At 34.9% G+C, this 25,847-nt stretch carries 21 protein-coding genes; 12 read left to right on the top strand and 9 right to left on the bottom strand.

Going from position 1 to position 25,847, the window contains the following annotated elements; genetic code table 11:
* Nucleotides 1-203: 203 nt before the first annotated feature.
* Nucleotides 204-1,223 carry a restriction endonuclease gene (locus O0550_RS12180; RefSeq protein ID WP_068793757.1) on the bottom strand — a complete coding sequence of 340 codons (1,020 nt, stop codon included), beginning with the start codon at nucleotides 1,221-1,223 and terminating at the stop codon, nucleotides 204-206.
* A gap of 284 nt (nucleotides 1,224-1,507) precedes the next feature.
* Here O0550_RS12180 and O0550_RS12175 point away from each other — a divergent pair, with 284 nt between their 5' ends.
* The gene (locus O0550_RS12175; protein WP_096887901.1) at nucleotides 1,508-2,800 is read left to right on the top strand and encodes a helix-turn-helix domain-containing protein; all 1,293 of its coding nucleotides are present in this window, start codon (nucleotides 1,508-1,510) and stop codon (nucleotides 2,798-2,800) included.
* Nucleotides 2,800-2,940, top strand: a complete 141-nt coding sequence (locus O0550_RS12170) for a hypothetical protein (protein WP_258426423.1) — start codon at nucleotides 2,800-2,802, stop codon at nucleotides 2,938-2,940. Before O0550_RS12175 ends, O0550_RS12170 begins: the two co-directional genes overlap by 1 nt.
* A gap of 745 nt (nucleotides 2,941-3,685) precedes the next feature.
* Here O0550_RS12170 and O0550_RS12160 read toward each other — a convergent pair.
* The gene (locus O0550_RS12160) at nucleotides 3,686-4,117 is read right to left on the bottom strand and encodes a hypothetical protein (RefSeq protein ID WP_003335618.1); all 432 of its coding nucleotides are present in this window, start codon (nucleotides 4,115-4,117) and stop codon (nucleotides 3,686-3,688) included.
* 46 nt (nucleotides 4,118-4,163) lie between these two features.
* Here O0550_RS12160 and O0550_RS12155 point away from each other — a divergent pair, with 46 nt between their 5' ends.
* The gene (locus tag O0550_RS12155; protein ID WP_003335619.1) at nucleotides 4,164-5,078 is read left to right on the top strand and encodes a hypothetical protein; all 915 of its coding nucleotides are present in this window, start codon (nucleotides 4,164-4,166) and stop codon (nucleotides 5,076-5,078) included.
* A gap of 271 nt (nucleotides 5,079-5,349) precedes the next feature.
* Here O0550_RS12155 and O0550_RS12150 read toward each other — a convergent pair whose 3' ends face one another.
* On the bottom strand, nucleotides 5,350-6,561 hold the full coding sequence (locus O0550_RS12150) for a macrolide family glycosyltransferase (RefSeq protein ID WP_258426422.1): 1,212 nt from the start codon (nucleotides 6,559-6,561) through the stop codon (nucleotides 5,350-5,352).
* Nucleotides 6,562-7,787: 1,226 nt separating this feature from the next.
* Here O0550_RS12150 and O0550_RS12145 point away from each other — a divergent pair.
* Entirely contained in the window at nucleotides 7,788-9,317 is a 1,530-nt protein-coding gene (locus tag O0550_RS12145; protein WP_096887904.1) for a thiol-activated cytolysin family protein, read from the top strand.
* A 385-nt stretch (nucleotides 9,318-9,702) separates the two neighbouring features.
* On the opposite strand, the gene O0550_RS12140 is transcribed toward O0550_RS12145, so the two are convergent.
* Nucleotides 9,703-10,254: a hypothetical protein gene (locus O0550_RS12140; protein WP_258426421.1), complete on the bottom strand. Its 552-nt coding sequence runs from the start codon at nucleotides 10,252-10,254 to the stop codon at nucleotides 9,703-9,705.
* 1,047 nt (nucleotides 10,255-11,301) lie between these two features.
* Between O0550_RS12140 and O0550_RS12135 the strand changes: the two genes are divergently transcribed.
* Together O0550_RS12135 and O0550_RS12130 are read left to right on the top strand one after the other, a co-directional pair.
* The gene (locus O0550_RS12135) at nucleotides 11,302-12,504 is read left to right on the top strand and encodes an XRE family transcriptional regulator (protein WP_258426420.1); all 1,203 of its coding nucleotides are present in this window, start codon (nucleotides 11,302-11,304) and stop codon (nucleotides 12,502-12,504) included.
* Between the two features lie 819 nt (nucleotides 12,505-13,323).
* Nucleotides 13,324-14,343 carry a hypothetical protein gene (locus O0550_RS12130; protein ID WP_258420316.1) on the top strand — a complete coding sequence of 340 codons (1,020 nt, stop codon included), beginning with the start codon at nucleotides 13,324-13,326 and terminating at the stop codon, nucleotides 14,341-14,343.
* A gap of 575 nt (nucleotides 14,344-14,918) precedes the next feature.
* Here O0550_RS12130 and O0550_RS12125 read toward each other — a convergent pair.
* From O0550_RS12125 to O0550_RS12115, 3 genes are all read right to left on the bottom strand, one after another.
* On the bottom strand, nucleotides 14,919-15,668 hold the full coding sequence (locus O0550_RS12125; RefSeq protein WP_258426419.1) for a hypothetical protein: 750 nt from the start codon (nucleotides 15,666-15,668) through the stop codon (nucleotides 14,919-14,921).
* A gap of 1,116 nt (nucleotides 15,669-16,784) precedes the next feature.
* Complete coding sequence (locus O0550_RS12120) at nucleotides 16,785-18,338, bottom strand: RNA-dependent RNA polymerase family protein (protein WP_258426418.1); 1,554 nt, start codon at nucleotides 18,336-18,338, stop codon at nucleotides 16,785-16,787.
* A 297-nt stretch (nucleotides 18,339-18,635) separates the two neighbouring features.
* Nucleotides 18,636-19,409 carry a LexA family transcriptional regulator gene (locus tag O0550_RS12115; RefSeq protein WP_258426417.1) on the bottom strand — a complete coding sequence of 258 codons (774 nt, stop codon included), beginning with the start codon at nucleotides 19,407-19,409 and terminating at the stop codon, nucleotides 18,636-18,638.
* 146 nt (nucleotides 19,410-19,555) lie between these two features.
* Here O0550_RS12115 and O0550_RS12110 point away from each other — a divergent pair, with 146 nt between their 5' ends.
* The 6 genes from O0550_RS12110 to O0550_RS12085 all read left to right on the top strand — a co-directional run bounded on the left by O0550_RS12110 (nucleotide 19,556) and on the right by O0550_RS12085 (nucleotide 23,079).
* Nucleotides 19,556-19,693 (top strand): hypothetical protein, encoded by a 138-nt coding sequence (locus tag O0550_RS12110; RefSeq protein WP_258426416.1) that lies wholly within the window; start codon nucleotides 19,556-19,558, stop codon nucleotides 19,691-19,693.
* Between the two features lie 197 nt (nucleotides 19,694-19,890).
* Entirely contained in the window at nucleotides 19,891-21,039 is a 1,149-nt protein-coding gene (locus O0550_RS12105; protein ID WP_258426415.1) for a replication initiation factor, read from the top strand.
* Nucleotides 21,026-21,229, top strand: a complete 204-nt coding sequence (locus O0550_RS12100; RefSeq protein WP_258426414.1) for a helix-turn-helix domain-containing protein — start codon at nucleotides 21,026-21,028, stop codon at nucleotides 21,227-21,229. The genes O0550_RS12105 and O0550_RS12100 overlap by 14 nt, the downstream gene beginning before the upstream one ends.
* A gap of 13 nt (nucleotides 21,230-21,242) precedes the next feature.
* Complete coding sequence (locus tag O0550_RS12095) at nucleotides 21,243-22,385, top strand: site-specific integrase (RefSeq protein ID WP_258426476.1); 1,143 nt, start codon at nucleotides 21,243-21,245, stop codon at nucleotides 22,383-22,385.
* Nucleotides 22,386-22,391: 6 nt separating this feature from the next.
* Complete coding sequence (locus tag O0550_RS12090; protein ID WP_258426413.1) at nucleotides 22,392-22,685, top strand: hypothetical protein; 294 nt, start codon at nucleotides 22,392-22,394, stop codon at nucleotides 22,683-22,685.
* Between the two features lie 25 nt (nucleotides 22,686-22,710).
* Complete coding sequence (locus tag O0550_RS12085; protein ID WP_258426412.1) at nucleotides 22,711-23,079, top strand: hypothetical protein; 369 nt, start codon at nucleotides 22,711-22,713, stop codon at nucleotides 23,077-23,079.
* A 105-nt stretch (nucleotides 23,080-23,184) separates the two neighbouring features.
* Here the strand turns inward: O0550_RS12085 and rlmD are convergent, their stop codons facing one another.
* Both rlmD and O0550_RS12075 read right to left on the bottom strand, forming a co-directional pair.
* Nucleotides 23,185-24,831: a 23S rRNA (uracil(1939)-C(5))-methyltransferase RlmD gene (gene rlmD / locus O0550_RS12080; RefSeq protein WP_258426411.1), complete on the bottom strand. Its 1,647-nt coding sequence runs from the start codon at nucleotides 24,829-24,831 to the stop codon at nucleotides 23,185-23,187.
* A 35-nt stretch (nucleotides 24,832-24,866) separates the two neighbouring features.
* The gene (locus O0550_RS12075) at nucleotides 24,867-25,757 is read right to left on the bottom strand and encodes a diacylglycerol kinase (RefSeq protein WP_003335635.1); all 891 of its coding nucleotides are present in this window, start codon (nucleotides 25,755-25,757) and stop codon (nucleotides 24,867-24,869) included.
* Nucleotides 25,758-25,847 lie beyond the last annotated feature (90 nt).

Genomic DNA, 25,847 nt, shown 5'->3' with positions numbered 1-25,847 from the left:
AACATTATTTATTACTTTTATCTAACTCAATTATTTATGCTACGGCTTCTGTCCGCTTCCCTTTGAAAAAATGGGTTATACCGATCCAAGCAAAACTTTTTTCCTTACCACTTCGTTAAACCATTATGGAGAAATCCCTTTACTACTTTCGAGGTGATGTTGTGGTTTTTAACCAAAATACACGCACATTTCGTTTGCAGGTTTTATTCTTCTATATTTAACATCCATACCCTTTTTAAAGGTATTTCAGTTTTAATATCTTCACTCAATTTATCGTAATTTTCAAAGAGTTGTTCTATAATTTTCTTTGAATCCCATAGTCTTACCTTAAAAAACTGTTTTGGAATTTCTTTTATCACAGAGGTTTTGAATCCAGTCCAGGAGACCAACAATCCATAGTCGGCATTAAAGTTACTCATTGTTCCTATTAATTGATCCATCGTAGGTCTATCAATAGGTGAATCAGCGGTTTTTACTTGAACACAAATTTTTGTTGAACCAAATCCTAAAATATCAGAAGCTGCTAAGATATCTACCCCATTATCTGCACCTTCTGGACTTCGATAGGTTGTAAATCCCTTGGCTTTTAATATTTCTTCAACCAAAATCTCCATTTTATGGCCTTTAAATTTCTTGATTATATAATCAGAAATTCTATCAAATATGTACTCATCTAAATCAAATCGTATCTCATCATCTGATTCATCAATTTTTTGAGGTATAGTTTTATCCTTTATATTCCAATTATTCTCATACATTATCTTAATTCTTTCTTCCGCATTATTTTTATGTATCCTACATACAGTCATAAAAGCACCCATTGAATATAAGATATCTTGTTCAAATTTATCTCTTGGAATATCGACTGCAAACCATTCTACTTCTCTGTAATGGTAATATGGACTTCCTAAGCTTTTATCATAATTATAATCTCCTACAATCTTTCCAAAATGTATCGTTCTATTAATCTTACTTGGAAGTACAATCCAATCTCCTATTTCCATTCTATGGGCTATGGGATAGATTTGAGAGGCCCAATTTATCGCTGTTTTTTCTTTTTCTAGATCATATTTGTCTACAAGAAACATGTAGAGATCTTCTTTTTTGTTGAAATTTTTTAAATTTATATCTAAGTCATCCCAAGTTAGATATATTCTCTTGTCATTCAAAAACTTACTTTCATATTCTCCATTTGATCCAGCTCTAAATAACCAAATACTCAACCTTAGTTCCTCCTATTACTAAATCTTTATATATTATATAGTAAAACTTACCATTCAATGGGTCCCCATGCAAAAAGACTTGTTATTATTTTTTGATTAGTTAACCACCGTCTCAGTCCTAAGTCTAAAAAACTTCATTACCACTATGCTGACCAACTTATCAATATTTGTCTCTAAGTCCCCTCCCCTACCATTACAAAATTTTATTCATATTTACATAATTATACATTCAAGTTAGAATGTTAAGAAAAATCATGTTTTATTAATTCGGGAAGGGGATTTATATGTCTGATATTTTAGCTTCCACAACATTAGGGGAACTGATAAAAGAAACAAGGGAAGAATTTGGAATTACTTTGTCAGAATTATCAAGAAGAACAGGGGTTAGCAAAGGAATCATTTCCAAAATAGAATCAGGTGAAACAAAGCGTCCAGAACTAAGAAATCTCAAACTAATTGCAGATACTATAAACATACCTTACGAAGAAATTATTGATCGCTACGTTGATGTCGAACTACGTACTGATATCTTGGAGACATTTTTAGCAGAGGCCGTTGAAATTGCAAATATCTCATTACTTACAAAAGTAGCTTTAAAATTCCTTGGAAATCCTAAAAAAGATACTTACACAATGTTAGAACATCTGTATAACCTTACCTCTACACTTGAAGACACTGAAGCAAGGTTAACTCTTTACAATGTCATTGTAAAATACGCAAGACAGCATGGAGTACCGAAGTATATAGCCAAGGGACTATATCAAAAATACATGATTGAAATTCAGAATATCAAAAGAGTAGAGAATACATTTAGAGACGGAGAAGAGATTTTATATTACACAAATTTTTTGAGCAAAGAAGAACGGATAAGTTTTTATTATCAAATGGCATTTCATGCACATGGTATCGAAAAGTATGAAAAGTGTATTGAACTCGGTAAAATGGGACATGCCGAAGACACAACAAGCAATGAGATAAAAGAACGTGTTGCTCTAGCAATTTGTAATTCTTACTTCTATATGGATAAATTTTCTGAGTTAGAGGAACATCTTCAAGAATATGAGAGGTTGGGTTATGTTTTTATATCTGAACGTTCTAAATATTTACGTGCAATTATACTCGCAAAAACTGGACAACATCAGGAAGCTGTTCCTTTGTTAAAAGAATGTGTGGAAGAAGCTCCTGATAACCATCGATTACATAGGGTTAATCAATTATTAGAAGTATTACATAAAATAAAAGATCTAAGTTCTCTACAGCAGGTTTTAGAACATGAAGAGAAGAATACCTTTGTCAAAATTATTACACCTTATAAGTATTTAGAGTTGGGTAAATATTTCAGGCACAAAGGGAAGTACCTTTTAAAATGTGGCAAGTCTGATGAAGGAATAAACGCGTATCTTCAAGGAATACAATTTCTTAGTAATATTAACGCTATAAATGGCATCTTAGATTTTTCTAAAGAAATTTTTAAGCATTATTGTGAACAAGGAAAAGATTTAGATTTATCTCTTCTGAAAAAACTAATGGAAGTATATAATATGGTAAATAAAGGTGAAAAGGAGGGGGATAATTGATGAAGAAATATTTAGTTCTTATCACAACTGTTTCGCTTGTATTATTAAGCTCTCTTTTTACCATGGAAATTACAGGTAAACTCGAAGTCAATAATGTAGCAAGTAGCATGAAACCATATACTGATGACCCACAGGGCTGATAGTAAGAGAACATTATAAGCTCATTTTCTTTAAAAACGCTATTATCTTAGCGTTTTTTTGTTTGTAATTATGTGATTATTTGTCGAAATTTGAAGAACGTTTCAATTTTTTTATTCTCCATTAATTATCAAAACGGTGTGGTAAATTAATACATAGGAGGAAGAAAGGAGGAATTGAAATTAGCCCATAGTCTTTGAAAATCACAAAGGAGTGTTCCCTTTATCGCTAAACTTACGGGAACACCCCACCTTGAGCAACCAAAAATGTCACTAAAGAATATTTTACCATCCGGTTACAGATTATGAAAACAGAAAATTACCAATTAGAGAATGATTTACTAATGTTTATAGAAATCCTCCGCACAGAATTAGAACAGTTGTATATAAGAAAAGGTTCATTTTCACATCCATCCTACAGCAAATGAGTCATCAACTAGACGAGTATATCGTTACTTTTGAGAAATATAAACGCTAGTTGTTAAATATGAATTAGTTGTACGGAAACCTATGACCCCTTTTTTGGGATATACAATGCCGTTTTTCAACTATTCTTATATGACAACTAGAACATTTCGGTGTGAATAGGGAATAGCTCTTATCAAGAAGTCAAAATTGAAAGAATAACCTAAGCAGCAACTTGATAATGAAGCTACAATATTTTGCTAGAAAAAGCAATCTAGCAAGGTTACAACGGTAAAAAAAGTATTAATGCATTCAAAATACTAAAATGAGGTGATACCTATTATTATTTTGTAATCACCCTTAGCAACTGATCAATCTTTTCTTTATCGGTTGGGTTTTCGGATAACACTTCTAAACAAGCTATAAGAGTCTTATTATCCTCTGTATTCAATTGGATACCTAACTTTTGCTGATTCAAAAAGAAATTTACCAATATGTATGAATAGCTACCTACTAATGAACTTTTTTTAGAGTAAGAAGTGTACTCTACTAAACTTTGTAGTTTACTGGAAAAAGATATAGCAAGAATATATCTTGTATTCCAATCAGAGTCACGTTTAAGAGACTTTGCAATGTCAGCCAAATTGGATCTAAAGTTAGTGTCAATTGAAGATTCTATTTTTGTTATTTCAGTGTAATTTTTCGTATAAAAATAGACATTTGAAATGACTAATACCACAAGAATTGTGAATAGAATCATTTTATTTCTTTTCAAATGAAAAACCCCTTTACAAAAAAATATCCCTTTAAGGAGGATTATGATGAATATTGCTAAACCCTTGCTGGCAATAACAATAGGTTTATCTTTTCTTATACCAAATTCATCCGTATTTGCAAATAATAGCAAAAATATTACGGAAGATCAAAGGAAAGTGTTTAAAGAAACCTTCCAGTTTTCAGACAAACATATAAATGATCTTAGTGATGAAGCTATTAAAAAATATCTTTCCTATGAAGACCCTATTGTCTCTAAAAAAGAAGAATACTTTGAGATTACTTATAATAAACACTCCAATCCAAAAGTAGAAGAACTTTCACAAACAGAAGCAGAAGAGAAGGCTAATTTACTCACACGAAAAGAGGAAAAAAACGCTCCAAATAAAGTAGATGCTCTAGGGTCAGATGTCGAAAAAAATGATATTTTGAAACTAGAGACGTGGCTTATTAAAAATAAAGGTGATAAAGAAGCCCAAGCATCCGCACGATTTGAGTTTTTAAGTACTCCTGACTATAGTGATTTTCATCAGGATATTTTGGCAATCGGAACTAGTCAGAACCTCGCTATCGTAAAAGGATCAGAAGATTTCGTTTTTAAATATGACGAATTTAAGTTTACTAGAGAATATGATAGATATGGCCATCCAATATATGATTGGGTCCCAGAAAAAGAAAAAAGCAAACGTGCAGATCAACGCGATTCAGGAGGATATGCTTTTAAATTTGATCTTCCTGATACAGGAAACCGTATTCGTGACATGAGAGGATATATGAAAGTAGATGTTACCCCGAGAAGTAAGAAATGGAGGGGCGAAGTTTATGACATATATAGTCATTATCTTCATTCCACCTCCTCTGTGAAAATAGGATTTTCTATTCCATTAGGTGGGTCGTTCGAAATAGATAAAGGAGACGCTATAAAACTTACTGGCCATGTGCAAGAAGAGTATGATAAGTAATTAGCAATCGAATCATTTAGTTAGTAACATTATGTAAGAAAACGCCCGAATTTGAGATTCGGGCGTTCATTAAAGTTATTATTATAACCATCTCTTTTTGTCTTAAACTAAATTACTTGTTCAACGCCCCCTGTCCGCTAGAAACCCATATCAGTGTTCAAATCCCCTCTATAGAGAGCCTTTTGTACTTTATATATTCGCGTCATATTCGTACACCATTTTCCATGAAGTAATCAGGTTACGTTTATTAAAACTGGCGTGATGCTACATCTTATACTTTAGAAAACAAAGCCATAATACGACTTGCGGCTTCTTTGTACCCGCCAGCATTACGTAAGGAATCACCTAACCGCTCGGCATGCTGTTTATAAGCAGATTCGTTCAACACTTGCAACAATGCGGACTTCAAAGCTTCAGGGGTAAGCTGACTCTTATCTAAAGTAATACCAGCTCCAAATTCCTCTACCTGCTTGGCAACAAGTGGCTGATCTGAGCTTAACGGAATCATCACAAGTGGTACATTATAATAGAGAGCCTCACTTGCACTATTCATGCCGGCATGTGTAATAAAAGCATCGGCTTGCTGGAGCACTTCCAACTGGGGAACATACGGCTCAATGATAAAATTATGTGGAATCCTGTCCTCTAGCGAACTCATATCCGTGCCTTGACCGCTCGCTAACACAAATTGAGCCGGGATATCTTGAAGGGCTTCAAAGCAAAATTTATAAAATTCGATATCTTTGTTTAAGATACTGCCCATTGAAATGTAGACAACTTTGTCATATTGAGCTCGAAGCCGGTCAAGTGGAAATGAAGGAGCATCAAGACGCGGTGTAATGGAGGGACCAGTAAATATATAGCTATCATCAAGCTTATCAGCATCTGGTTGGAAATCACGGCTTGTAAATACAATCTTAATTTGACCATATTGGCGAGTGATATCTTCAATAGCAGGAACAGCTACGTTGCATGCACTCGCGATGCTTTGCGCTGTATTCGTTAGTCTTTCATAAAGAGCCTCTACATCTAAATCTCCTGCATCAATCTCTTCTATAATTTTGCTTAGAGGGCCAGCGAAAGCGAAGTTTGTAACGGAGCAAATCGTCGGAATACCTAACCTTTTCCCTAAAATTTCCCCTCCCCAACCAAATAAGGAGTCAAAAATTAAGTAGTCAAAAGAATCATTCTCTACCTGCCTTAAGATTTCCGGAATATGTGGTTCAATAATGCCTCGCAGCATAAAATCGGTGAATTGAAGCGGATGTCTAATTTCGGTTGGATTAAAACCAAGCTCTCTAAATATCTGTTCGTCCAATTGATAGGCCAAAAATTGTGCCCCAGTCTGGGCAAGCCTAGTCCGATATTCTTCTGAGCACATATAGACGACTTCTTCTCCATTGTCGATGAGCTGCTTTACTAATCCTAATGTAGGATTCACGTGACCTTCTGCTGGAATCGTTACATACAATACCCGTGCCACTAACTACACCTCCCCAAAAATATCGAAATAGAAGATGTTACTATAAATAGAAGATGTTACTATTTGATTATAGATTAGGGAAAATATTGGATCAAGTCTGACGTTAAATCCCTAGCACATTGTATAGGGGCGGCTGGGTTATGGGTAATCTATCAATTTCTATGCTTGTTAAAATGCTTAGACAAATACTTGATAATACCATCCTCTGCATAATGCGAATATTTCCATGGCATGGCACCAGCCAAGTTTTTTCCTTAACGTAGCTGACTTTTGCCTGCAATGATTGCTTATCCTCATACGTTATAACTGTATCTCCATCATACAAGTAAGCCACCTTCGCCTTTCGTCTGTCAGTACTTTTTTGGGGATGGGGGGATAGCTTTCTTAAAAATATAAGATGTCCATTTTCAAAAATAAAGTTAATTAAAACTAAAATAAGGATGTTCCCATAAGCTATTCATGCTTAGGTACACCCTTTAGAAAGATTACAGCAATGCTTCATATACTCTCAAAAACCCTAGTGAGATTGTAAATTTTGCTTATTACAGGCTCCTTTGCAATGATCGGATGACTAATACACCACTTAGAAAGACAAAAAGGGAAGCGCATAAAATAAGCAAATGCGACTCAAATGGTGTAACTAATAAGATACTAGAGAGAATAATGAGTATGCATGATAAAATGAGCAACATTTTCCCTTTTTTTGAACATTCAAACTTCCAACTTCCTTTATTCCCTAAGTTAGACAAAAGCGAAGCAAGATTAATTTCGGAACATGTTGTACATGGTAATATTAATACACAATGAATATTTATAGACAGCATTGCAATCTGCTGACCAATCCGTTGCCGATAAGCTTCATAGCATCGTATCAAACAAAAAGGGCCAAAAATAAATTTCATCCCCAATTCGTCCCCAACGATATATTAACTCTCTTAAAAACCCTTATATATCAAGTATGCCACTCTCTCCACATATCTAGATTAATCAAAATTGACAAGTAAGACACGCTAACCCGCTAGTTAATTCCTCCACTAATTAGCCCAGAACGATCAAACTTAAGCACTATTTATACCATGCATGAGTATGGTTCTTTTGGCTTTTACTCTTCATTTTGACACTTCTTTTATATGTTTTAACATTATATTACTAACAAGTTGATTCTATGGAACTATACAAAATGTTAATAATAGAAGGTATGATTTACCAAAAGGAGTTGATGTTTCTTGAGAATTCTAAACCATTTAAAAGTAACAAAATTACTCATTTGCTTAAGTACAAGTTTATGCATTCTTACTTATCCTTTTATTTCCTTTGCTGAAAAATCTAATACTAGTGTAGCTAGTGAAACAAGCGAGCCTAATGATATTGATACTGGAATAGCTAACTTAAACTATAATGTTCACGATATTTTAGCAGTAAATGGTGATCAAATAGATAGTTATGTCCCAACAGAAGGTGTTAAATCAAATGGTAAATTTATAGTAGTGAAACGAGAGAAAAAATCACTTACAACTTCACCAGTGGATATTTCTATTATTGATTCTGTGGCGAATCGTACCTATCCAGGCGCAATACAACTTGCAAACGACTCTTTTGTGGCAAATCAACCTACTTTGTTAATGGCAAAGAGAAAACCTTTGAATATTAGTATAGATTTACCTGGGATGAAAAGAGAAAATACAACAACTGTTGAAAACCCAACATATGGTAATGTGTCTGGAGCAATCGATGAATTAGTATCTACTTGGAGTGAAAAGTATTCAACATCAAATACTTTACCTGCAAGACTACAGTACGCAGAATCTATGGTTTATAGCAAAAATCAAATAGCAAGTGCTCTTAATGTTAACTCTAAAATTCTTAACAATTCACTAGGAATTGACTTTAATGCTATTGCTAGCGGAGAAAAGAAAGTGATGATTGCTGCGTATAAGCAAATATTTTATACGGTAAATGCAGAGCTACCAGACAATCCATCAGAGCTCTTTGATGATAGTGTTACTTTTAAGGAACTAACCCGTAAAGGGGTAAGTGATGACGCTCCGCCTGTTATGGTGTCAAATGTAGCTTATGGCCGAACCATTTATGTAAAATTAGAAACAACCTCTAAGAGCAAAGATGTACAAGCTGCATTTAAAGCCTTACTCAAGGATACCAATGTAGAAGCTAGCGGACAGTACAAAGACATTTTTGAAGATAGCTCCTTTACTGCTGTAGTATTAGGGGGAGATTCAAAAGAGCATAACAAGGTTGTCACAAAAGACTTTGATGAAATACGAAATATTATTAAAGATAATGCAGAATTTAGTCTAAAAAATCCAGCATACCCTATTTCATATACCAGTGTTTTCTTAAAAGATAATTCAATTGCTGCTATTCATAACAATACAGACTATATTGAGACTACCTCTACAGAATATTCTAAAGGTAAAATCATTCTTGATCATCATGGTGCATACGTTGCTCAATTTGAAGTATCCTGGGATGAATTTTCATATGATGAAGATGGAAATGAGGTACTTACTCACAAAACTTGGGATGGAAACTACAAAAACAGAACAGCTCATTTCTCTACCGTAATACCACTTCCACCTAATTCTAAAAATATAAGAATTTTGGCCAAAGAATGCACAGGTCTAGCATGGGAATGGTGGAGAACAATTATTGATGAATACAATGTTCCATTAACTAATGAAATAAAAGTTTCAATTGGAGGAACTACATTGAATCCATCAGCTAGTATTAATCACTAGAAAAGAGAAGTATCCATTGGAAAAACAGTACCTCTCCTATTTTTAGAGGCTAGCTAGAATAAAAAAGGATTACATGATTATGATGTAAACCTAAAGCATACCAAAGCAATGAATCGGATTAGCGTAATGTAAATCGGTCACACTCTCCTTACGTTTAATCATTTATAAGATTGAGGGATTGAAAAGGGCTAAAATTCTTGCTACACAAGGACTTTAGCCGTTTTCTTTATTCTTATTTTCTCTCCAACAAGCAAGCCTACTCCACATGTGTTGTATGCGGGAACATAATCGGTGTATTTGGTTTATGATACATAATGAAAAAACTCGGTAAACCTCCGTTACTTTTAACGTCAAACTTCTGTGGTTAAGAACATAATTTTCTCAATCATTTTTTATAATCCTCAACTATGCTTTTTATTAGTAATGAATTCATTTGCTCTAAAGAAGATTTATATTTTGTTAGTCCATCCTTTCCTTTTGGAATGTCCATATTTAATTCTCTCTCTGCCTTATAAATATCCTTATAATAACTTGACTGACCTTTTATCTTTTGTAGACTTTCCTTATCTAGCAATTCCTTTATCTGTTTCATAAAGGATACTTGGTTATGCACCATATCAACTATATCTTCGTGGATAACCGGATCAATTACTTTACTATCACCTCTTTTATCGCTCGAAACAATCATTGACACCATAAATTGCGAATTATTGGTCAAATAAGTTTCAACCATTCCATTAATATATGTAATATTATCCTTAGTTTTAATCTCAGAAAGCTTGTTTACAATCTCGCCAAAGTTAAATAAAGAAACAGAGTACCCACGATTAAAAAGATGTACTAATGTCGTATTTGTTGCATGGTTTGTTTCTACCGCCTGATTGCCACAAGAAGTCAGTATGAATATACTTATTATTAATATGAATTTCCGCATCATTCTTTACCCTCCTGTTATTTTGAATAAACTACTCGTAAAGGAGACACCAATAGATGCCTCCTTTTACATTATTACTAATATTTTACTTTAACCGCTCCATCATCCCATTTTTCCCAAGAGCTTTCATTACTAGAAGGGTTTATTGAATAGGACAACGATGTTCCAATATTCCCCTTCCCAAAACTAAAAGATGCTTACCCAATTGAACCAGACCCGCTTGTCACATAAGTATGGGTATATTTCGAACCGTATTCTAACCATTTATCCTTAACTTTAGGTTCAACATATACTGCCGCATAAGTATCAAAATCTTCTCTGTAATCGTATACATTAAACATGTAGATACCTTGTTTTCTTTTGCTTCCATCTCTTAAAGAGGCTCTTTTTTCATTTCCTACTACTGCATCGTAATAGGAAGCAACTTCTGGATCCCATTCAATTGATACTAGATCATATGATCCGTGATCGAAAACAGCATATTTTGCACCAAATGTGGAGATTAATCGATAAAATGAGTCTTTTCCACGCTTAGATTGAGTGATTGAAAATTTTATATCTGCTGCTTCTAAATCCTACGTTTAGTTTATGACAAATTGTAATAATTCGTTATAACCCCTAGCTTTTTCCCTATTGAAAATTGCAGATTGTTTATTTATTTTATAGATATTCTTAAACAACTATCACATATTTTATTAGTATCTGCTTTAAAAATGTAACAATGGAACAATACGCATTGATAAGTAGAGTCTACTCCCTCCTCCAGCAAACAGGAAGCCATGGGTACTTAATATTTTTAAAAACAATACTAATTTCCTTTTATTTTTATTTACAATAATATCTAGTTAAAGTATGATGTGGTAAATAAAATTCCTTATTTTTACAAAAACTAAAGGAGGATAGATTTAATGCACGTCTTGGAATACAATTATCAAGTTTCACAGATAGAATTGCGACAACGTTTACAAGAAACACTTGATCCACAAAGGGTGGAAACGAAAAGATCTTGGACGAGCTACTGGACTTGATTCAGTCCTTATCAGTAATGTAATGAAGAACAAACGCCGATTGGTATTATCTCAATTAGACATTATTACAGAAGCTTTGGGGTTATCTAAGGATACCTTCTATGAGTATTTTATTGGGGAATGCTTTAACGAATCAGGAAAATTGTCGCCTGTAAAAACTGCTGATTTTTTCATAAGTTGTATCACCGTAGAACGATACGATATTACAAAGAGAATCATAGAATTGATCAAAGAGGATACAGACAGAAAAAGGCTTCTCGATAACACCTTTAAGATGGCAGAGCATATTTTTTCTTCCGATCTAAGAAATTACAGTCTGCCCTTATATGACATTGTAATTGCTAACAGTACAACACGGAATGAACGAACAGCCATTTCTTACTTTAGAAGATTTTTAATAGCTAGAGATGTGGATATCACTATATCTGGATATGAAACCCTTTATCAGCTTTTAGAGTACCTTCCTATACTGCCAAAAAAATATAAACTAGAAGCGTATTACAAAATATTAACGTTCTATAACACGGTAGAAAAATGGAATGAATTACTAAAATTTTCTACCGAATTAAAAGCCCTAGCAATGAAGGAAGAAAGCAGAGAATACATTGCTACTGCTCTATTGTATGAATTTTCAAGCTATAAAGGGATGAATGATCTGATTAATGGAATCCGTGTTATTAGGGAATATGCCTGCTATGGTGATGCTAAGCTAGCTCAAATAAATGAAACTCTACTTCTCATTGAAATGGGGCATGTAGAATTTATTAACGAACATTTAAAACTACTTTCCTCTGACTCTCAAAAAATATTTACATTTTTACCTGTAGCTATAGAGGTCTATCTTCAAAAAGAAATGCTGCAAGATATTCAAGTGCTCTTACAAAAGTACAAAAAGGAAATCGAACAATTATCCTGCAAAACAGATAAACTTAGTCAAAAATATAAATTAAGGTTATTTCAAGCGTTAGCGACATATTATCTTATGAAAGGAGAAACTTACTTAGGGTTTAATTATAATATTGAGGCGTTAGAATTGGCACTCATGTTCAAAAATGTTGAACGATTAAAAAGTATTATGCTAATGCATTATGAGTATAACCCTTCTGAAGAGCATAAAGAAAAATTTATTAACATTATGGCAAGGGGGAACAACCATTATGAAAAGAATTTTAACGTCTTCACTCATGATTCTGTTCTTATTAAGTTTTATCGCAATGAATTTTGAAATACCAGCCTCATTCGGAACGGATCAAAGTTTGTCAAGCACTTACACATACGGTGAAGGCTGGTAATCAGAGAGGACATCCTCTCTTTTTTTGATTGAATTAGGAAAAGAATCTATATTAATTAACAGAAATTTCTGTTAGGAAAATTTGTTCCTACTGATATATAATTAACTTCAATGACTGGTAATCAATGTAAAAAATAGAATTTTATATTTTTTATCGTTGTTGTGGTTGCCAGAGAAAGGAGGTTAACTAAAAAGGAATACTCATAGAAAGGAGCTGAAAGATGTTAGCATGGAGCGATGATAGATGTCGAACGCAGGAATCTAAAAAAGCAATAAATACGGGATGTTCCCATATGCCCTCAGAAAGCTTTGGAACACCCCATAACAAGCATTTAAAAAATGCTCTATTCAAGTTTATCATGCCCTTGCGTTCAAAAGGGAAAAAATATTTTTTAATGGAAAAATAGTTGTCTCACATTTGAATAATCTGTACAGAAAATCTTGTAGCAAAATAAAGCCGTGTTTCAACTATTAGTTGAAGACAGCTAGGATGCTTCATCATATTGATAACCATTGGTAGCTATTGGAAGGGGTCTATTTTTGTTTAGTATGCATTTGGATGAGGATAAAAATTAACACCCAGAATATTCCTCCTAATATGATGCTACTCTCTCCTCCGAATAATATCCCTGTAAAATAACCTAATACAACAATAAGCAGGAGTTCCAAAAATATAACCATAAAAAATACCCCCTTTTCCTCTTATAGTTTTTGGTTTTATTAGATAAATGAAAAAACAAAGGTGGAGTTAATATGAAGAAATTTGCAATGCTTTTTTCTGTTGGCGCTATGACTATTTTATCATTAACCCCAATTCCAAATTCAAGTGTACTAGCAAAAAATAAAGAAAAGGAACTAAAAATTATTGAGATATCATTGAACGAAAAATCTTCAAAACCATTAAAATTCTTAAGCAGTGATAAAAACAACTATTATTTTATTCATAATGAGGGGAAAGAAATAGACACCGAAAAAATTGAAGAATATACCAAGGCGGAGCTAAAAATTGATCGCTCCAACACAGATAAAGGTATAGCACCAACTTTAATAGGTGTAGGGGTATACGAATCAGACAGTTCTATTCGTGTAGATTACATTTTTGATCAGGTAGAAGAAGTACCTTTAGATGAAATTCGTACACATATTAAAGACAAAGTTGAAGAAACTGAAAATCAAAATTCAATCTCATCTGATGAGGATACTCGCTCTGAATCTTACACGTATCGAATTAGAGATGAAAGACGAGATGAATTAGCTGGAGTATACACGAGCAACGTTGACTATACAAAAAAAGGAACTTCCACATTAGATAAGAAAAAAGTTTCCGTCTGGGATGTTAAGTATTTTAATCAGTCAGAGCCAAGAAACGATTATCAAACACGTCAATTGTCAATGCGTTATAAACATACTGGATTAGCCGATAATACACAGACCATTCGTTCTTATGGACCATACACTACTGATACCGAATCGTCTGCATCAGTTGGGCTTTCTGGTTTGGTTCCCTCAGTAAGTTGGACGTTTAATACGAAATCAGCAAATATTACAGACCAATCCAGTCTATCAGATAACTATGCTAAATGGAATGTGGATATAGCTTTGGGAACCAACACCTCAAAAAATAATTTTGTATGGGAACCTGGAGTCCGTGTAACAAATAGCAAAGGAAGAATACTGTTTCAACATAACCATTATGTATACTATTACAGAAACCTTGATTCCGCTGTTCCTTTCAATACTGGAACAATTAAAGAAACCTTTAAAGATTTATAAAAAACATTTCGAAAACCAAAGCAATAAAACAAACGTCCGAACCTCAAGTTCGGACGTTTATACTGTTATCTGTACTCATTCCCTTTTCCATGTTAGAAGAACTAAGAAAATACTATCTACAAAGAAAAAGACTTGATAGATTAGGAGATAACTACAAGACAGTAATTATTTCTTCATATTTTGCCATCCTGTTATCAAAGCTTTTCATCAGGAATGCTCTTACCTAGGGTTTAGGAACTTTATTAAGAAGTAATTTAAGATATATCGGATTTCATGGTCTTCATTATACATTGGCTACATTACTAATTAATCAAGGGGTTCATACAAATTTAATTTTGGAACACCTTGGATATGGAATTATTAATACGACAATTAATATTTATGGACCTGCAATACATATGCTGACCAACCTGTTGCCATTAAGTTTGAATTCGTCCCCCAACGATATATTGACTCTCTTAAAAATTCTTATACAACAAGAGGGCACACTCTCCACATGCCCTGAGTAGATAATAATGATGTCGTTTGTGGTTAGTGGTCTTTGGCGACAAAATCCATGTTGAGTAAATACTCTATTATTCCTCAGTAGATTGATAATCACCAGTGGGTTTTTCTACGAATGAATTTGTTAGCTGATTTACGTAGTATTTCACTCCATTTGGCTTAAGCCAGCTATCCAAAAAGCGAAGCAGGTTTCCTTGATCTTTTACAGCTTCTTCTGGCATACCATTGTAACCAAGAATTTCGCCTGTCATAACACCTGTCTTGAAGATGAAAACCGTCTTCTGCCAATCCCCTTTTGATGCAACCAAAACAAACTTTGCGTTCTTCGGTACAATCTTTTCATTGTAGGTGTTCGTAATTTTTTCTACATTATATGGAATATTTCTCATTTCCCTTGTAACTTTAGGTACCTTTTTATGTAGGCGAAGATATAATTTCTTACGAGATGTCTTCACTTCCAAAACAGTGTTATTACCTATGAGCGAGGGTAAAGATGGAGCAGTATATGAGTATCTGTGTGATGTCACTTTTTGTGCTGTATATGCTTCCAATATTAATGGGCTTTCAAACTTTTTTACCTGAACTTTATATTTGTTATCAATAATGAGGTATATTTCTTCTATAACTAGCGGAGATAATGATTTATTTTCCAAAACTACCGAAAAATTATCTCCGTCGGTAATAGAGAAGGATTCAGATATAGACATGAACTTAATTTTTTTTGAAATGAAAGTAAGATAAAATGTGTAAATAGTAATTAATAGAATGCAAATATTTGCAGCAAATGTTACCCATTCTCGAATACTAGAAAAGAAACTCATACCGCGATCCCCCTTTTCATATATTTACTCGAACACTCTATCCAAATGATTTACCATATAGCTCCTTTATCCTGCTTAACAATGAAAAAATAAGCCATAAAATGTATGACTCCTTAACTATTGAATCCTTTTTTTTAATAAAACATATTTACTCCTATGTAATAATTGGTGATGCTGTCAACATAGTGCAAATTGAGAAATTAATTCCTCTTGAAAATCTTTCCCATATAGTTCCAATGGGAAACTAACACTTGCATCGATATTCTTTGCAACCCAGTCTTCGTATATAAATACCACCCTTCGTGCTATTTTCAAGTCTGATGTATTTTCTGTAAATCCTGGTACTCTATGTGCTGAATAATTATTTGGCCATTCAACTACACTTCCCTAGTACAAATCATAATCTTTATCACTTATGTCTAATTCAGACAATATAATTGACTTAAGTTGACCCTTTAATCCGAGCTTCTTCCAGTGTGTTTCATTATTGTTAGTGCCATACACTAAAGATTAATTGACTGAAAGTAATGTGCATTTATTGTATACACCCAAAATTCCTGAGAACCAAATTTACATAGGTCATCAAATTTATTATGTAGATATCTAAAGCTCGAATAATGGTATAAAAAACTTTTTAGAACTTCATACTGTTCAATCAAAACCGACTCATTATAATTCATGTTACTCTCCCTGAAATTATTTACTGTCTAATTCGATTTTTTGTTCAACAATCCTGCCCGTTAGTGCAATAAGACTTACAAAATTAAAGGATTGTGGTCAAAATGTAGTCAATCTCTCCATTCCACCAAATCCCCAAACAAAAAACCCTTGTATCCCAAGGGTTTTCGCCATTTACTTCAATGTAAGCAAAGCCACACTCTCCACATGCCCCGTATTGTGGTAATATGAATCGGTGATGAATTGATATTACTCGTTTTAATTGAAGTGTGTTTTTTATAGCATTTTGTTAATCCTAGTTAATCTAAAGACGAAATAAAATATGTAAGTGTGTGGTCAAAATGTGGTCAATAAGTAAGAATTACATTAGAGTATTTTTAAATAATATAAGATATTAGGATCACCTAAAAGTAATTCCTCTAATATTCCAGATGCACCTTATATTATTATCTCTTCGTCCTCCCTTTCTTCAAATGCAGCCTCACCTTCTTCTATTCTTAGTAATAAATACTTTTGAATTGCATTGTCTACTCTTCCAAAATCTCTGATTATTGAATTTCTCATTCCTAAATTCTCTTTATAAAAATTCATGTAAGATTCCTTTTTTCTTTCTTTATCTGCTTTCGTGGGTATTAAATACTTCCTTATACTGTTTTCTAAATCGTTGAGTAAAGAATCCGAATACAAAATCAAATGGTAATTCTGAAACCAAAATTTTTCATCTGTATTTTCTTTTAAAACCTCTTTATCTTTATCGTTAAATATGCCATCTTTTAAATAATAGGATATTAATATTTGATTATTTGACTTAAATACTACATCTTTCATCCCTTCTAAAATGTCTGTAAAATTAAACATTTTAATGGCATAGTAATAATAGAGTTGTTCTTCATTAAATGATTCTTGCAGTGCCTCTCTATATCTAACCTTAAAAAATTTGTATAATTTACGAGAATCAAAATCGCTCATCGTACTAAATTTTTTAACTGCATACACCATAACCTCAGGTGAAAATTTCATAATAAAGCAGAGCTGATGATAGTCATATCTCCTAATCTGGTATTTCTCAAGATCAAGCTCCATAAAATATCTTGTCTTAAAAAAGTTATTGATAAAAACCGTCTTAAGTTTGTCATCCTCCAACTTAGACATTCTATACACTAGTTGATTAATAAAATATAGTTTATTATTATCTCTCTCTTCATTAAATCTAATATTGCAATAGGCAATTAATTTTTTCCAATATCTTGCGACTAGATTGTAGTTATTATAAGTTTCATAATCCCATACTTCCTTTTTACTTTCGTTTCTTTCAAAGTGATATTTTTCTAAAACCTTATCAAAAATCTTAACCACTTTCTCATTATCATTCTTGTTGCAAAAGAAATAAAAATCATCCGAGAAATACGAGAAATCACATTCAATCTCAGCATTAATTATTTCCTGCTCTATATCATCACTTATAGATTTTAAAATAGTTTCTGCAAAATATAGCGACAAATAGTTGCCCATTAGTAAACCATTCGTTCCACCTAAATTCAAATTAGATAAATAATTTTCTTTTTTGTCCTTAAAATCTATATGATGTGTATAGATTCTTCCATAGTATTCTTTTATATCCATCCTTATCAAATTATCATATACACATAATCTTTCAAAATCTTCTTCCAATTGTTTTTCATATTCACCAGATATAAAATCTCCAGTCTCGATATTCGTAGATAGTCGTTTATGCGAGAAATCTAGCATCTTAACATTGTCGAAATTAGGTAAACTTTTAAATTGCTCATACGCACATGCAAAATTCAAGATATTAGGCATCTTTAGAGTGCGATACTTATCACCTTGCTTTTTCACTCTGAAACTAAAGGGTTCAACCCAGCTCAATTTTTTAATGTCCATAGAAGATACATCATCTGGAAATTTCAAGGAATCTACATCTAAAAAATGCTTAACTGGATTTTTAAAATTATATGCATTATTAAGTTTCATTTGTTTCCTCCATGGTTTTATACTCTCCTTTTTCTTATTAATTTCTCGTTATCCACTTAAACTTAGTCTACATTATCTAGAGTCTCCATCCTTACAAACAATGCTCAACCTCTAGCTAAGTCTCCAAAGTATGTACCATCTGTTAAATTATAACATAAGGCAACTTCATTACTGAAGAATCATCACTAACACCAAAAATAAAATCTCTATACCGAGGAGATCCTTCATAGGGTGGGTGGAGGTACGATGCCCACCCTATGAAGAGTCTCCTTAGTATTAGAAATAAAGCCATATAGCTTAACATCCAAGTTTTTCAGTAGATGTATAAGAAGTAATCTTTCGTAATAACTTTACATCTGACGCATTGACTGCTATTGGCTCATGAATAGGATTGTCACTTGTAAAGATGATTTGATAATCCTCACCTTCATAGTACTCCTCAATATTAGGATAATATCTTTTAATCTGATAATCACCTTCCACAAATGAGACAAACACTATATCGCCAGCTTTTATATTAGCTTTGCTATCTATGTGAATTATCGCTCCCTCGGGTATAGTAGGCTCCATAGAATTATCTTCCATCTTTATATCATATATCTGTTTCGAAAATCCAATATGTTCTTTGTCTTCAAGCTCATCAATTTTTTGTATTTTAAATTCAGTAAAACTATCGCTAAACTTACTTATTTCTTTCATAAATTCAAAATCCGATAATTGATTAAAATGAGCTTCGACTACAGATAATTTATCGTTTGGAACATTATTTTTATAAGCAAGAATGTTTAATTCTCTAGTCACTTTAATTAAATTCTTTATAAATGATTTCATAGAATCTGGTGCTTTTTCTAAATAAGCCTCGTAAAGAAATTCCTCAACATTTGCCCCGCACACCCTAGCAATTGCCTCATTTATTTCATCAGATGCTGGAGACTGCCTAACTGTTTTTAATTTGCTGATATACGACCGGTTAATTTTAACTCCAAAGTCTCTTTCACATCTATCAGCTATTTCTTGTAAAGTAAGTCCACTCTTTTTAAGCATCTCATCTAACAAATCATAATAACCCATCTTTATCACCCCGTTAGAGTTTTACTATACATGATCGTTTCCTACCAGTAACATTGTTGACAATTAAGAAACAAAACATTACAATAAGTTTGCGTGAATTATTAGTAACACAAGTTTCTAAATAGTAACTAATAGGAGGTAATTACTTGTCTCAGCAAGTCACACATCTTTTAAAAGAAATTGAAAAATACTTCCAAATACTAGCGAAGTCTAGAGCCATTCAAATAAGTACCGAAAAAAAAATAATACAAAAAATCGCCGAAGCCCGGCAAGCCATGAAATGAGCGCAGCCGATACCGGCATGGAGCAAAGCGGAATGCTGGCTTGGCCTTGATAGGGAGTGGTAAGGCGTGCTAGGCTTTGCCAGCGGTCAGGCCCTCCCCAAAGGGGCTGACCGCTAAGCCTGACCTGCACGCCTTACAGAGGCTCACTATCAAGGCTGAGGCGTTATTCCGAGATTCCACTGAGGCAACCATATAACATGCCGGGTGCAAATTACAGCAAGAATGAGGTGAAACCCTTGATACTAAAAGGCATAGATACCCTTGAATTCGGATTAGATGTTGAAGATTACTTGCCTACTTTTAATAGTTATCTAGATTATTTCAAAAAATTGAAAGAGGCTGCCCAAACCTCAGGAGTAGAGCAGACACTGACTATCGGGAATCTAACATTAACTGTCCATAGAACTGGAATTCCTTTCTACGCATACAAACTTACGTGTAACGACTTCAGTATCTGCTTTATGGATAAAGAAATGAAAGGGAACTCACCAATCTTTGTTCGTCTGATGTCTAGTTTCTTATGGTCATACGGATACAAGCAAGCATATTACAATTTTCTTGAATGGTTTCTATGCTTTCAACCTAATTTATCTGGAATTAGATTATCACGTTCAGATATATGTGTCGATCTTGATGAAGCTTCATTCAAACAATGCGACTCAAAAGGAGTTGTAAAGAGAGCTAGAAGACAAATTGAACATTTCGTAAATGGCGAATACAAGGAAGGACGAAAATTTAGTGGTTTTACGATAGGTGGCGGAGGACCTATACTAGCAAGAATTTACAATAAATCACTTGAAGTTAAAAAGTCTCAAAAACTATGGTTCCAAGATATTTGGCGTGAAAATGGTTGGAATGAGTCAAAGGAAGTATGGAGAGTTGAATTCCAAATAAGGCGAGAAGCACTTAAGGAATTTTCTATTCATTCAGCTAATGAATTATTTGATAATGAGGATCAACTATGGGCTTATCTTACTGAGGAATGGTTGACTATAAAACAGCCTACTAAAGACAACGTATCCCGTTGGAAAATAAAACGAAAATGGAAACTTGTCCAGACAGCAGGAATGAATTATAAACCATCCCCACTTATAAGAGAAAGAGTAAAGAAGGCAAATCTAAAACAGTTATTAGATCAAGCCGCAGGTCTGATGCTTTCTGTTGCCGCCCTGAGTAATCATGACTCCTTTAAAGATACGACACAAAAGGTACAATCTTGGGCTGAAAATAATTTGATAAAAAAGAATACATCCTTTCTTAAAGAAAAACAGCTTAGAAGAGGTAAATACCTCTTTGCTGAGGATGCTTCAAATATTACTGGAGGAACAGAAAATGAGTCTACATAAAACCAACAAAATCGAAGACTACCCATTAATATTACAGGCTTCACACCTTGCAGAAATCATTGGTGTATCTAAAAGAGTTGCTTATGAAATAATGGATAAAACCGGATTTCCATTGGTTAAAATCGGACGTTGCAAAAGAGTTCCCAGAGAAGCCTTTTTTAAATGGTTGAACGAGCAATATCAACGATAAGAGGTGCATGACGATTAAAGGTTACTTTAGAAAACGAGGAAAATCATGGTCTTTCACCGTTGATGTTGGTAGAAAGTCAGACGGTTCTCGGGATCAAAAAACAAAAAGTGGTTATAAAACAAAAAAAGAAGCTGAACAAGCATGTGCCGAACTAATTTCCCAATTAAATAAAGGCGAGTATTTAGAACCTAGTAAAAAAACACTTCAGGAAGCTATTATGCTATGGCTAGAATTAATCGTTAAGCCCACAGTAAGAATCTCTACATTTGACAACTATTCAAAGGCAGTTTTAAAGCGGATAATACCAGCACTAGGTCACTATAAGCTAAAGGATATGACGATTGAACACGTTCAAAAATATTATCTATCCTTGCTTGCAGAAGGGCTATCTGCTGAATATATCAGATATTTACATGCAATTATAAGAAGTTTTTTTAAATATCAAGTTAGAATACAGAACATAACCAAAAATATCATAGACTTTGTTGACCCACCTAGGATAAGCAGGAAAGAACAAAAAACATGGACTATTCAGGAAGCTACTCAACTACTAGAAGTTGCTAAAGCTGATAATCCAACTTACTACATGATTTATCTACTTGCCTTGTACACTGGACTAAGGCGCGGGGAACTGCTGGCTCTACGATGGAAGGATTGTGATCTAGTCCAAAGGAAGATTAGTGTCTACCAAACCCTTTATTATGCCAAACAAGCATTTTATTTCTTAGAGCCAAAAACAAGCCACTCAGCCCGACTCGTATCTATCCCAGACTATGTAGTTGCAGAACTGAAAAGACATAAAGAATGGCAAGAACAGCTCAAAAAGAAGCTAGGAAATTCATATGAAGATCATGATTTGGTTGTAGCAAATGAAATAGGTCGCCCTATTCATCCTCGTAGCTTAACGGGGCATTTTAATCGAACTATTATTAAAGCAAATGTACCAAAAATTAGATTCCATGATCAACGGCATACTCACGCAACGATCCTATTAAAGCTCGGTGAACATATAAAGATTGTGTCAGAGCGGCTTGGTCATTCCAACTCAGCCATGACCATGAATGTCTATAGTCACGTTACTAAAGATATGCAGGAACATGCTGCAAGAAAATTTGAAATGGCAATGAAAGAATCAATCATAAGTGAAAAGAGATGAAAAATTTTGAATATGACTAGAGAGCAAGCTATTTTCTTTGAAGTCATGGAAGACTTAAATCTTGAGGGGGCTATCGAGGCATTATTTTTTGCCTATCATGAATTTATTGTAGAGACAGATACGGAGAATGCCACTGATCTTGAAGTTCATAGAAAGGCTAAAGAATGTTTACTACGCTGCAAATACTTACTCAACTCCGACATTTGTTTTTATGACTTAAGATGGGATATTCTCAAAAATTTAGCTTTAGATGACGCTGTTTGGGAGTATGCCGATATTGAAAGCAAGCTCCAATTTTAGAATACGGTAAAGGTGATGATTAAGAATGAAACCAAATGATTTTTACGATTATTACAATGTTGAGGTGTTAACCGTAGACAATCTTTATGATGATTACTTCATTGGTATTGGAGAAAACATCTATTATGTAGTCGCCCACCCGAATACAGAATCGCTGAAAACATTCTCTACATATGACGAAGCTTTCATTTATTGTTGGTCAAACTACACCTGGTGCTTGCATTGCGAGACAGTTCATACTAATGAACAATGGAAAAGTAATCATCAACATTGTCCGAAATGCTCTGCTTCTTATTTTAGAGATGGCTGGGCTTGGAGAAAACTAGTAGAGGTTAATAAATATCCTGATGAACCCATTATTGGTAATAGGTATTCTCTCTATCCTAAAAAGTAATAATTAGCCATATATTTTTGCTAATGTGGTCAAAATGTGGTCATTGATGTAAAGTTACAATCGAATCCATACAAAAAACCCTTGATTATCAAGGGTTTTTACTTTTTAATTTCTCTCTAGCAAAGCCACACTCTCCACATGCCCTGTATGCGGAAACATATCCACCGGCTGCACTTCCGCAACCTCATACTTCTCCGCTAACACCTTCAAATCCCGCGCCAACGTAGACGGGTTACAGGACACATATACCACTTTTTTCGGTTGCATTTGCAAAATGGTTGTTAATAAGGCCTCGTCGCAGCCTTTGCGCGGTGGGTCAACGACGATCACGTCAGCGACAATCCCTTGCTTGCGCCAGTTAGGAATCACGACCTCGGCAGGTCCCACTTCAAAGCTGACGTTTTCCAAATCATTTAGTTCCGCATTTTTTTTCGCATCAGCGATGGCCTCTGGTACAATTTCTACACCGTACACGCGCTTGGCCTTCTGAGCTAGGAACAGCGAGATTGTTCCGATACCGCAATAGGCATCAATTACGGTCTCATCTCCTTCTAGCCCTGCGTATTCCAGTGTTTTGCTGTACAACACATCTGTCTGTTCGGGGTTCACCTGATAAAAGGAGCGGGCCGAGATCGCGAACTTAATTGGTCCAATATAGTCATAAATAACGTCATCGCCCCACAACGTGAAGGTTTGGTCTCCGAAAATCACGTTGGTTCTGCGCTCGTTAATGTTTTGGACGATGCTTTTGACTCCTGGCAATTCCGCACGGATGAGCTGGATGAGCTGTTCTCTTTCTGGCAGAAACGCCTCTGTCGTGATAAGCACTACCATGAGGTCTCCTGTTTTGGCACCTACTTTTGCTACGACATGGCGCAATAAGCCTGTGTGCTTTACCTCATTGTATGGCTCAATTCCTAGACGTTCTGCGATCCGCTTTACCGTAGCTACCACTTCATCGTTGGCTTGATGCTGGATCAGGCATTCGTTGATATCAATAATATCATGCGATTTTTCAGCATAGAAGCCACCGATTAGCGCACCGTTTTCCTCTCCAATCGGCACCTGTGCCTTGTTACGATAGCGCCACGGGTCTGTCATTCCGAGGGTAGGAAGTACCTTTACAGTCTTTGCTGGTTCATCGTTATATGATGTAGCCACGGCTGAATTAAAGGCGGCTTTTTCAGAAGACGAAGCTTCACCATTCGCCATTCCTGCTGCTGTTGCCGCTTTACTAGAGACTGTATTTGTTGCCACGCTTTGTCCATTAGCCACAGCGTCTGTGTCTGCTTCTCCTTTTCTAGCCAAGCTCTTCTGCTGCTCAGCCTCGATAGAGAACCCGCCAATTCGGCGCAGGTTATCCATGACGATCTGCTGCTTGTGTCGCAGTTGCTCACTATATACGAGGTGCTGTAAGGAACAGCCGCCACAACGATCGTAGACCGGACAGGGTGGCTTTGCTCGATGCTGGCTTGTAGCCGTTATTTCGAGCAACTGAGCATAACCAAAGTTCTTTTTGGCATGAATGACCTTTGCCTTGACAGTTTCACCAGGCAATGCGCCTTTCACAAATAGGGTATAGCCATTATATCTGCCGACCCCTTCCGCTTCATGGTTCAGACCGGTTATCTCTATTTCCACCACCTGCTCTAGCTGCACAGGGTAATTCTTAGACTGTTGCTCCTTTGATCGATTCGTTTCTTTTCTCTGTTTATTGCCGCGTTGCGATTTTCCTGTTCCTGATTTTCTCACTCTGTCTAGCTCCTTTAATATTGCATAAATCTATGTCATGGTACAAAAATCTCAAAATGATTGGCAAGGGTGTAGCACTCACAAGGTAATTCTCCACCCAATTCTCCATCCAGATTTAGAAGTACCTGTTGTTTGTCCCTCGTTGTTGCTTTGATATAATCCGCTTGAAAATATAATACATGGGAGTCTTTAATGTGGTCCCCTTTGATTGCCATGGTAACGATACGTACGATTTCTGGCAATGTTGCCTTCTTTAAGACGATGCAATCGAGCTTTCCATCTGAAAGACTGGCCGCAGGGGCTATCTTCTCAAAGCCACCCACAGAATTGCTATTCGAAATAAGAAAAAGCATAACTTCCTCATCGACCATGACCTGATTACGTGTTTCGATGCGAATATGTGTCGGCGTGATAAATGGAAGCTTTTCTATTCCTTTTAAATAGTAGGCAAGCTGTCCCACCACGGTTTTTAATTTGCTTGGCACTTCGTAGGTTAGTTCGGTTAGTGTTCCACCGCCAGCTATATTAATGAAATAACGGTCGTTCATTTTTCCAACGTCTATTTTTTGCGTGTGACCGGCCGCGATGATTTGACTTGCTTTTTTTAACGATCTTGGTATACCTAAGGCTCTGGCAAAATCGTTGGTTGTACCAGCAGGAATAATCCCCAGCTTGGGTCTATTTTTCTTTTCCGCCATGCCATTGATTACTTCATAAATAGTACCGTCTCCACCAGCTGCGATAACAAGGTCAAACTGTCTGGATACGGCTCGGGCAGCCTCTCTAGTAGCGTCCCCTTCCCCCTTGGTAGCATGACAAGAAGTTTCGTATCCGGCCCTTTCCAGCGTCTCTAAAATCTCTGGCAACTGACGGCGAACAGCTTCACGCCCTGAGGTCGGATTATAGATTAGACGTGCTCTCTTCACTCGCGTCCCCTTCTTCCGTTTACGTATATATTTTTGAATTTTATCATGATACCATACCCATCATATCCTGTATGACCATTTTTGGGAATC

Origin of the sequence: Brevibacillus halotolerans, from assembly GCF_026891775.1 — a bacterium.
GTDB classification, from domain to species: Bacteria; Bacillota; Bacilli; order Brevibacillales; family Brevibacillaceae; genus Brevibacillus_B; species Brevibacillus_B halotolerans.
Note: the sequence above shows the minus strand (reverse complement) of the source record. Positions and strands in the feature narration are given on the sequence as shown.

What these genes read in the sequence shown, in the direction of transcription:
- O0550_RS12115 (WP_258426417.1), bottom strand. Translation starts at nt 19,409, where the DNA reads ATGGGTTATTATGATTTGTTAGATGAGATGCTTAAAAAGAGTGGACTT.
- O0550_RS12155 (WP_003335619.1), top strand. Translation starts at nt 4,164, where the DNA reads ATGAATATTGCTAAACCCTTGCTGGCAATAACAATAGGTTTATCTTTT.
- O0550_RS12130 (WP_258420316.1), top strand. Translation starts at nt 13,324, where the DNA reads ATGAAGAAATTTGCAATGCTTTTTTCTGTTGGCGCTATGACTATTTTA.
- O0550_RS12100 (WP_258426414.1), top strand. Translation starts at nt 21,026, where the DNA reads ATGAGTCTACATAAAACCAACAAAATCGAAGACTACCCATTAATATTA.
- O0550_RS12120 (WP_258426418.1), bottom strand. Translation starts at nt 18,338, where the DNA reads ATGAAACTTAATAATGCATATAATTTTAAAAATCCAGTTAAGCATTTT.
- O0550_RS12125 (WP_258426419.1), bottom strand. Translation starts at nt 15,668, where the DNA reads ATGAGTTTCTTTTCTAGTATTCGAGAATGGGTAACATTTGCTGCAAAT.
- O0550_RS12135 (WP_258426420.1), top strand. Translation starts at nt 11,302, where the DNA reads ATGAAGAACAAACGCCGATTGGTATTATCTCAATTAGACATTATTACA.
- O0550_RS12140 (WP_258426421.1), bottom strand. Translation starts at nt 10,254, where the DNA reads ATGATGCGGAAATTCATATTAATAATAAGTATATTCATACTGACTTCT.
- O0550_RS12175 (WP_096887901.1), top strand. Translation starts at nt 1,508, where the DNA reads ATGTCTGATATTTTAGCTTCCACAACATTAGGGGAACTGATAAAAGAA.
- O0550_RS12085 (WP_258426412.1), top strand. Translation starts at nt 22,711, where the DNA reads ATGAAACCAAATGATTTTTACGATTATTACAATGTTGAGGTGTTAACC.
- O0550_RS12105 (WP_258426415.1), top strand. Translation starts at nt 19,891, where the DNA reads ATGCCGGGTGCAAATTACAGCAAGAATGAGGTGAAACCCTTGATACTA.
- O0550_RS12170 (WP_258426423.1), top strand. Translation starts at nt 2,800, where the DNA reads ATGAAGAAATATTTAGTTCTTATCACAACTGTTTCGCTTGTATTATTA.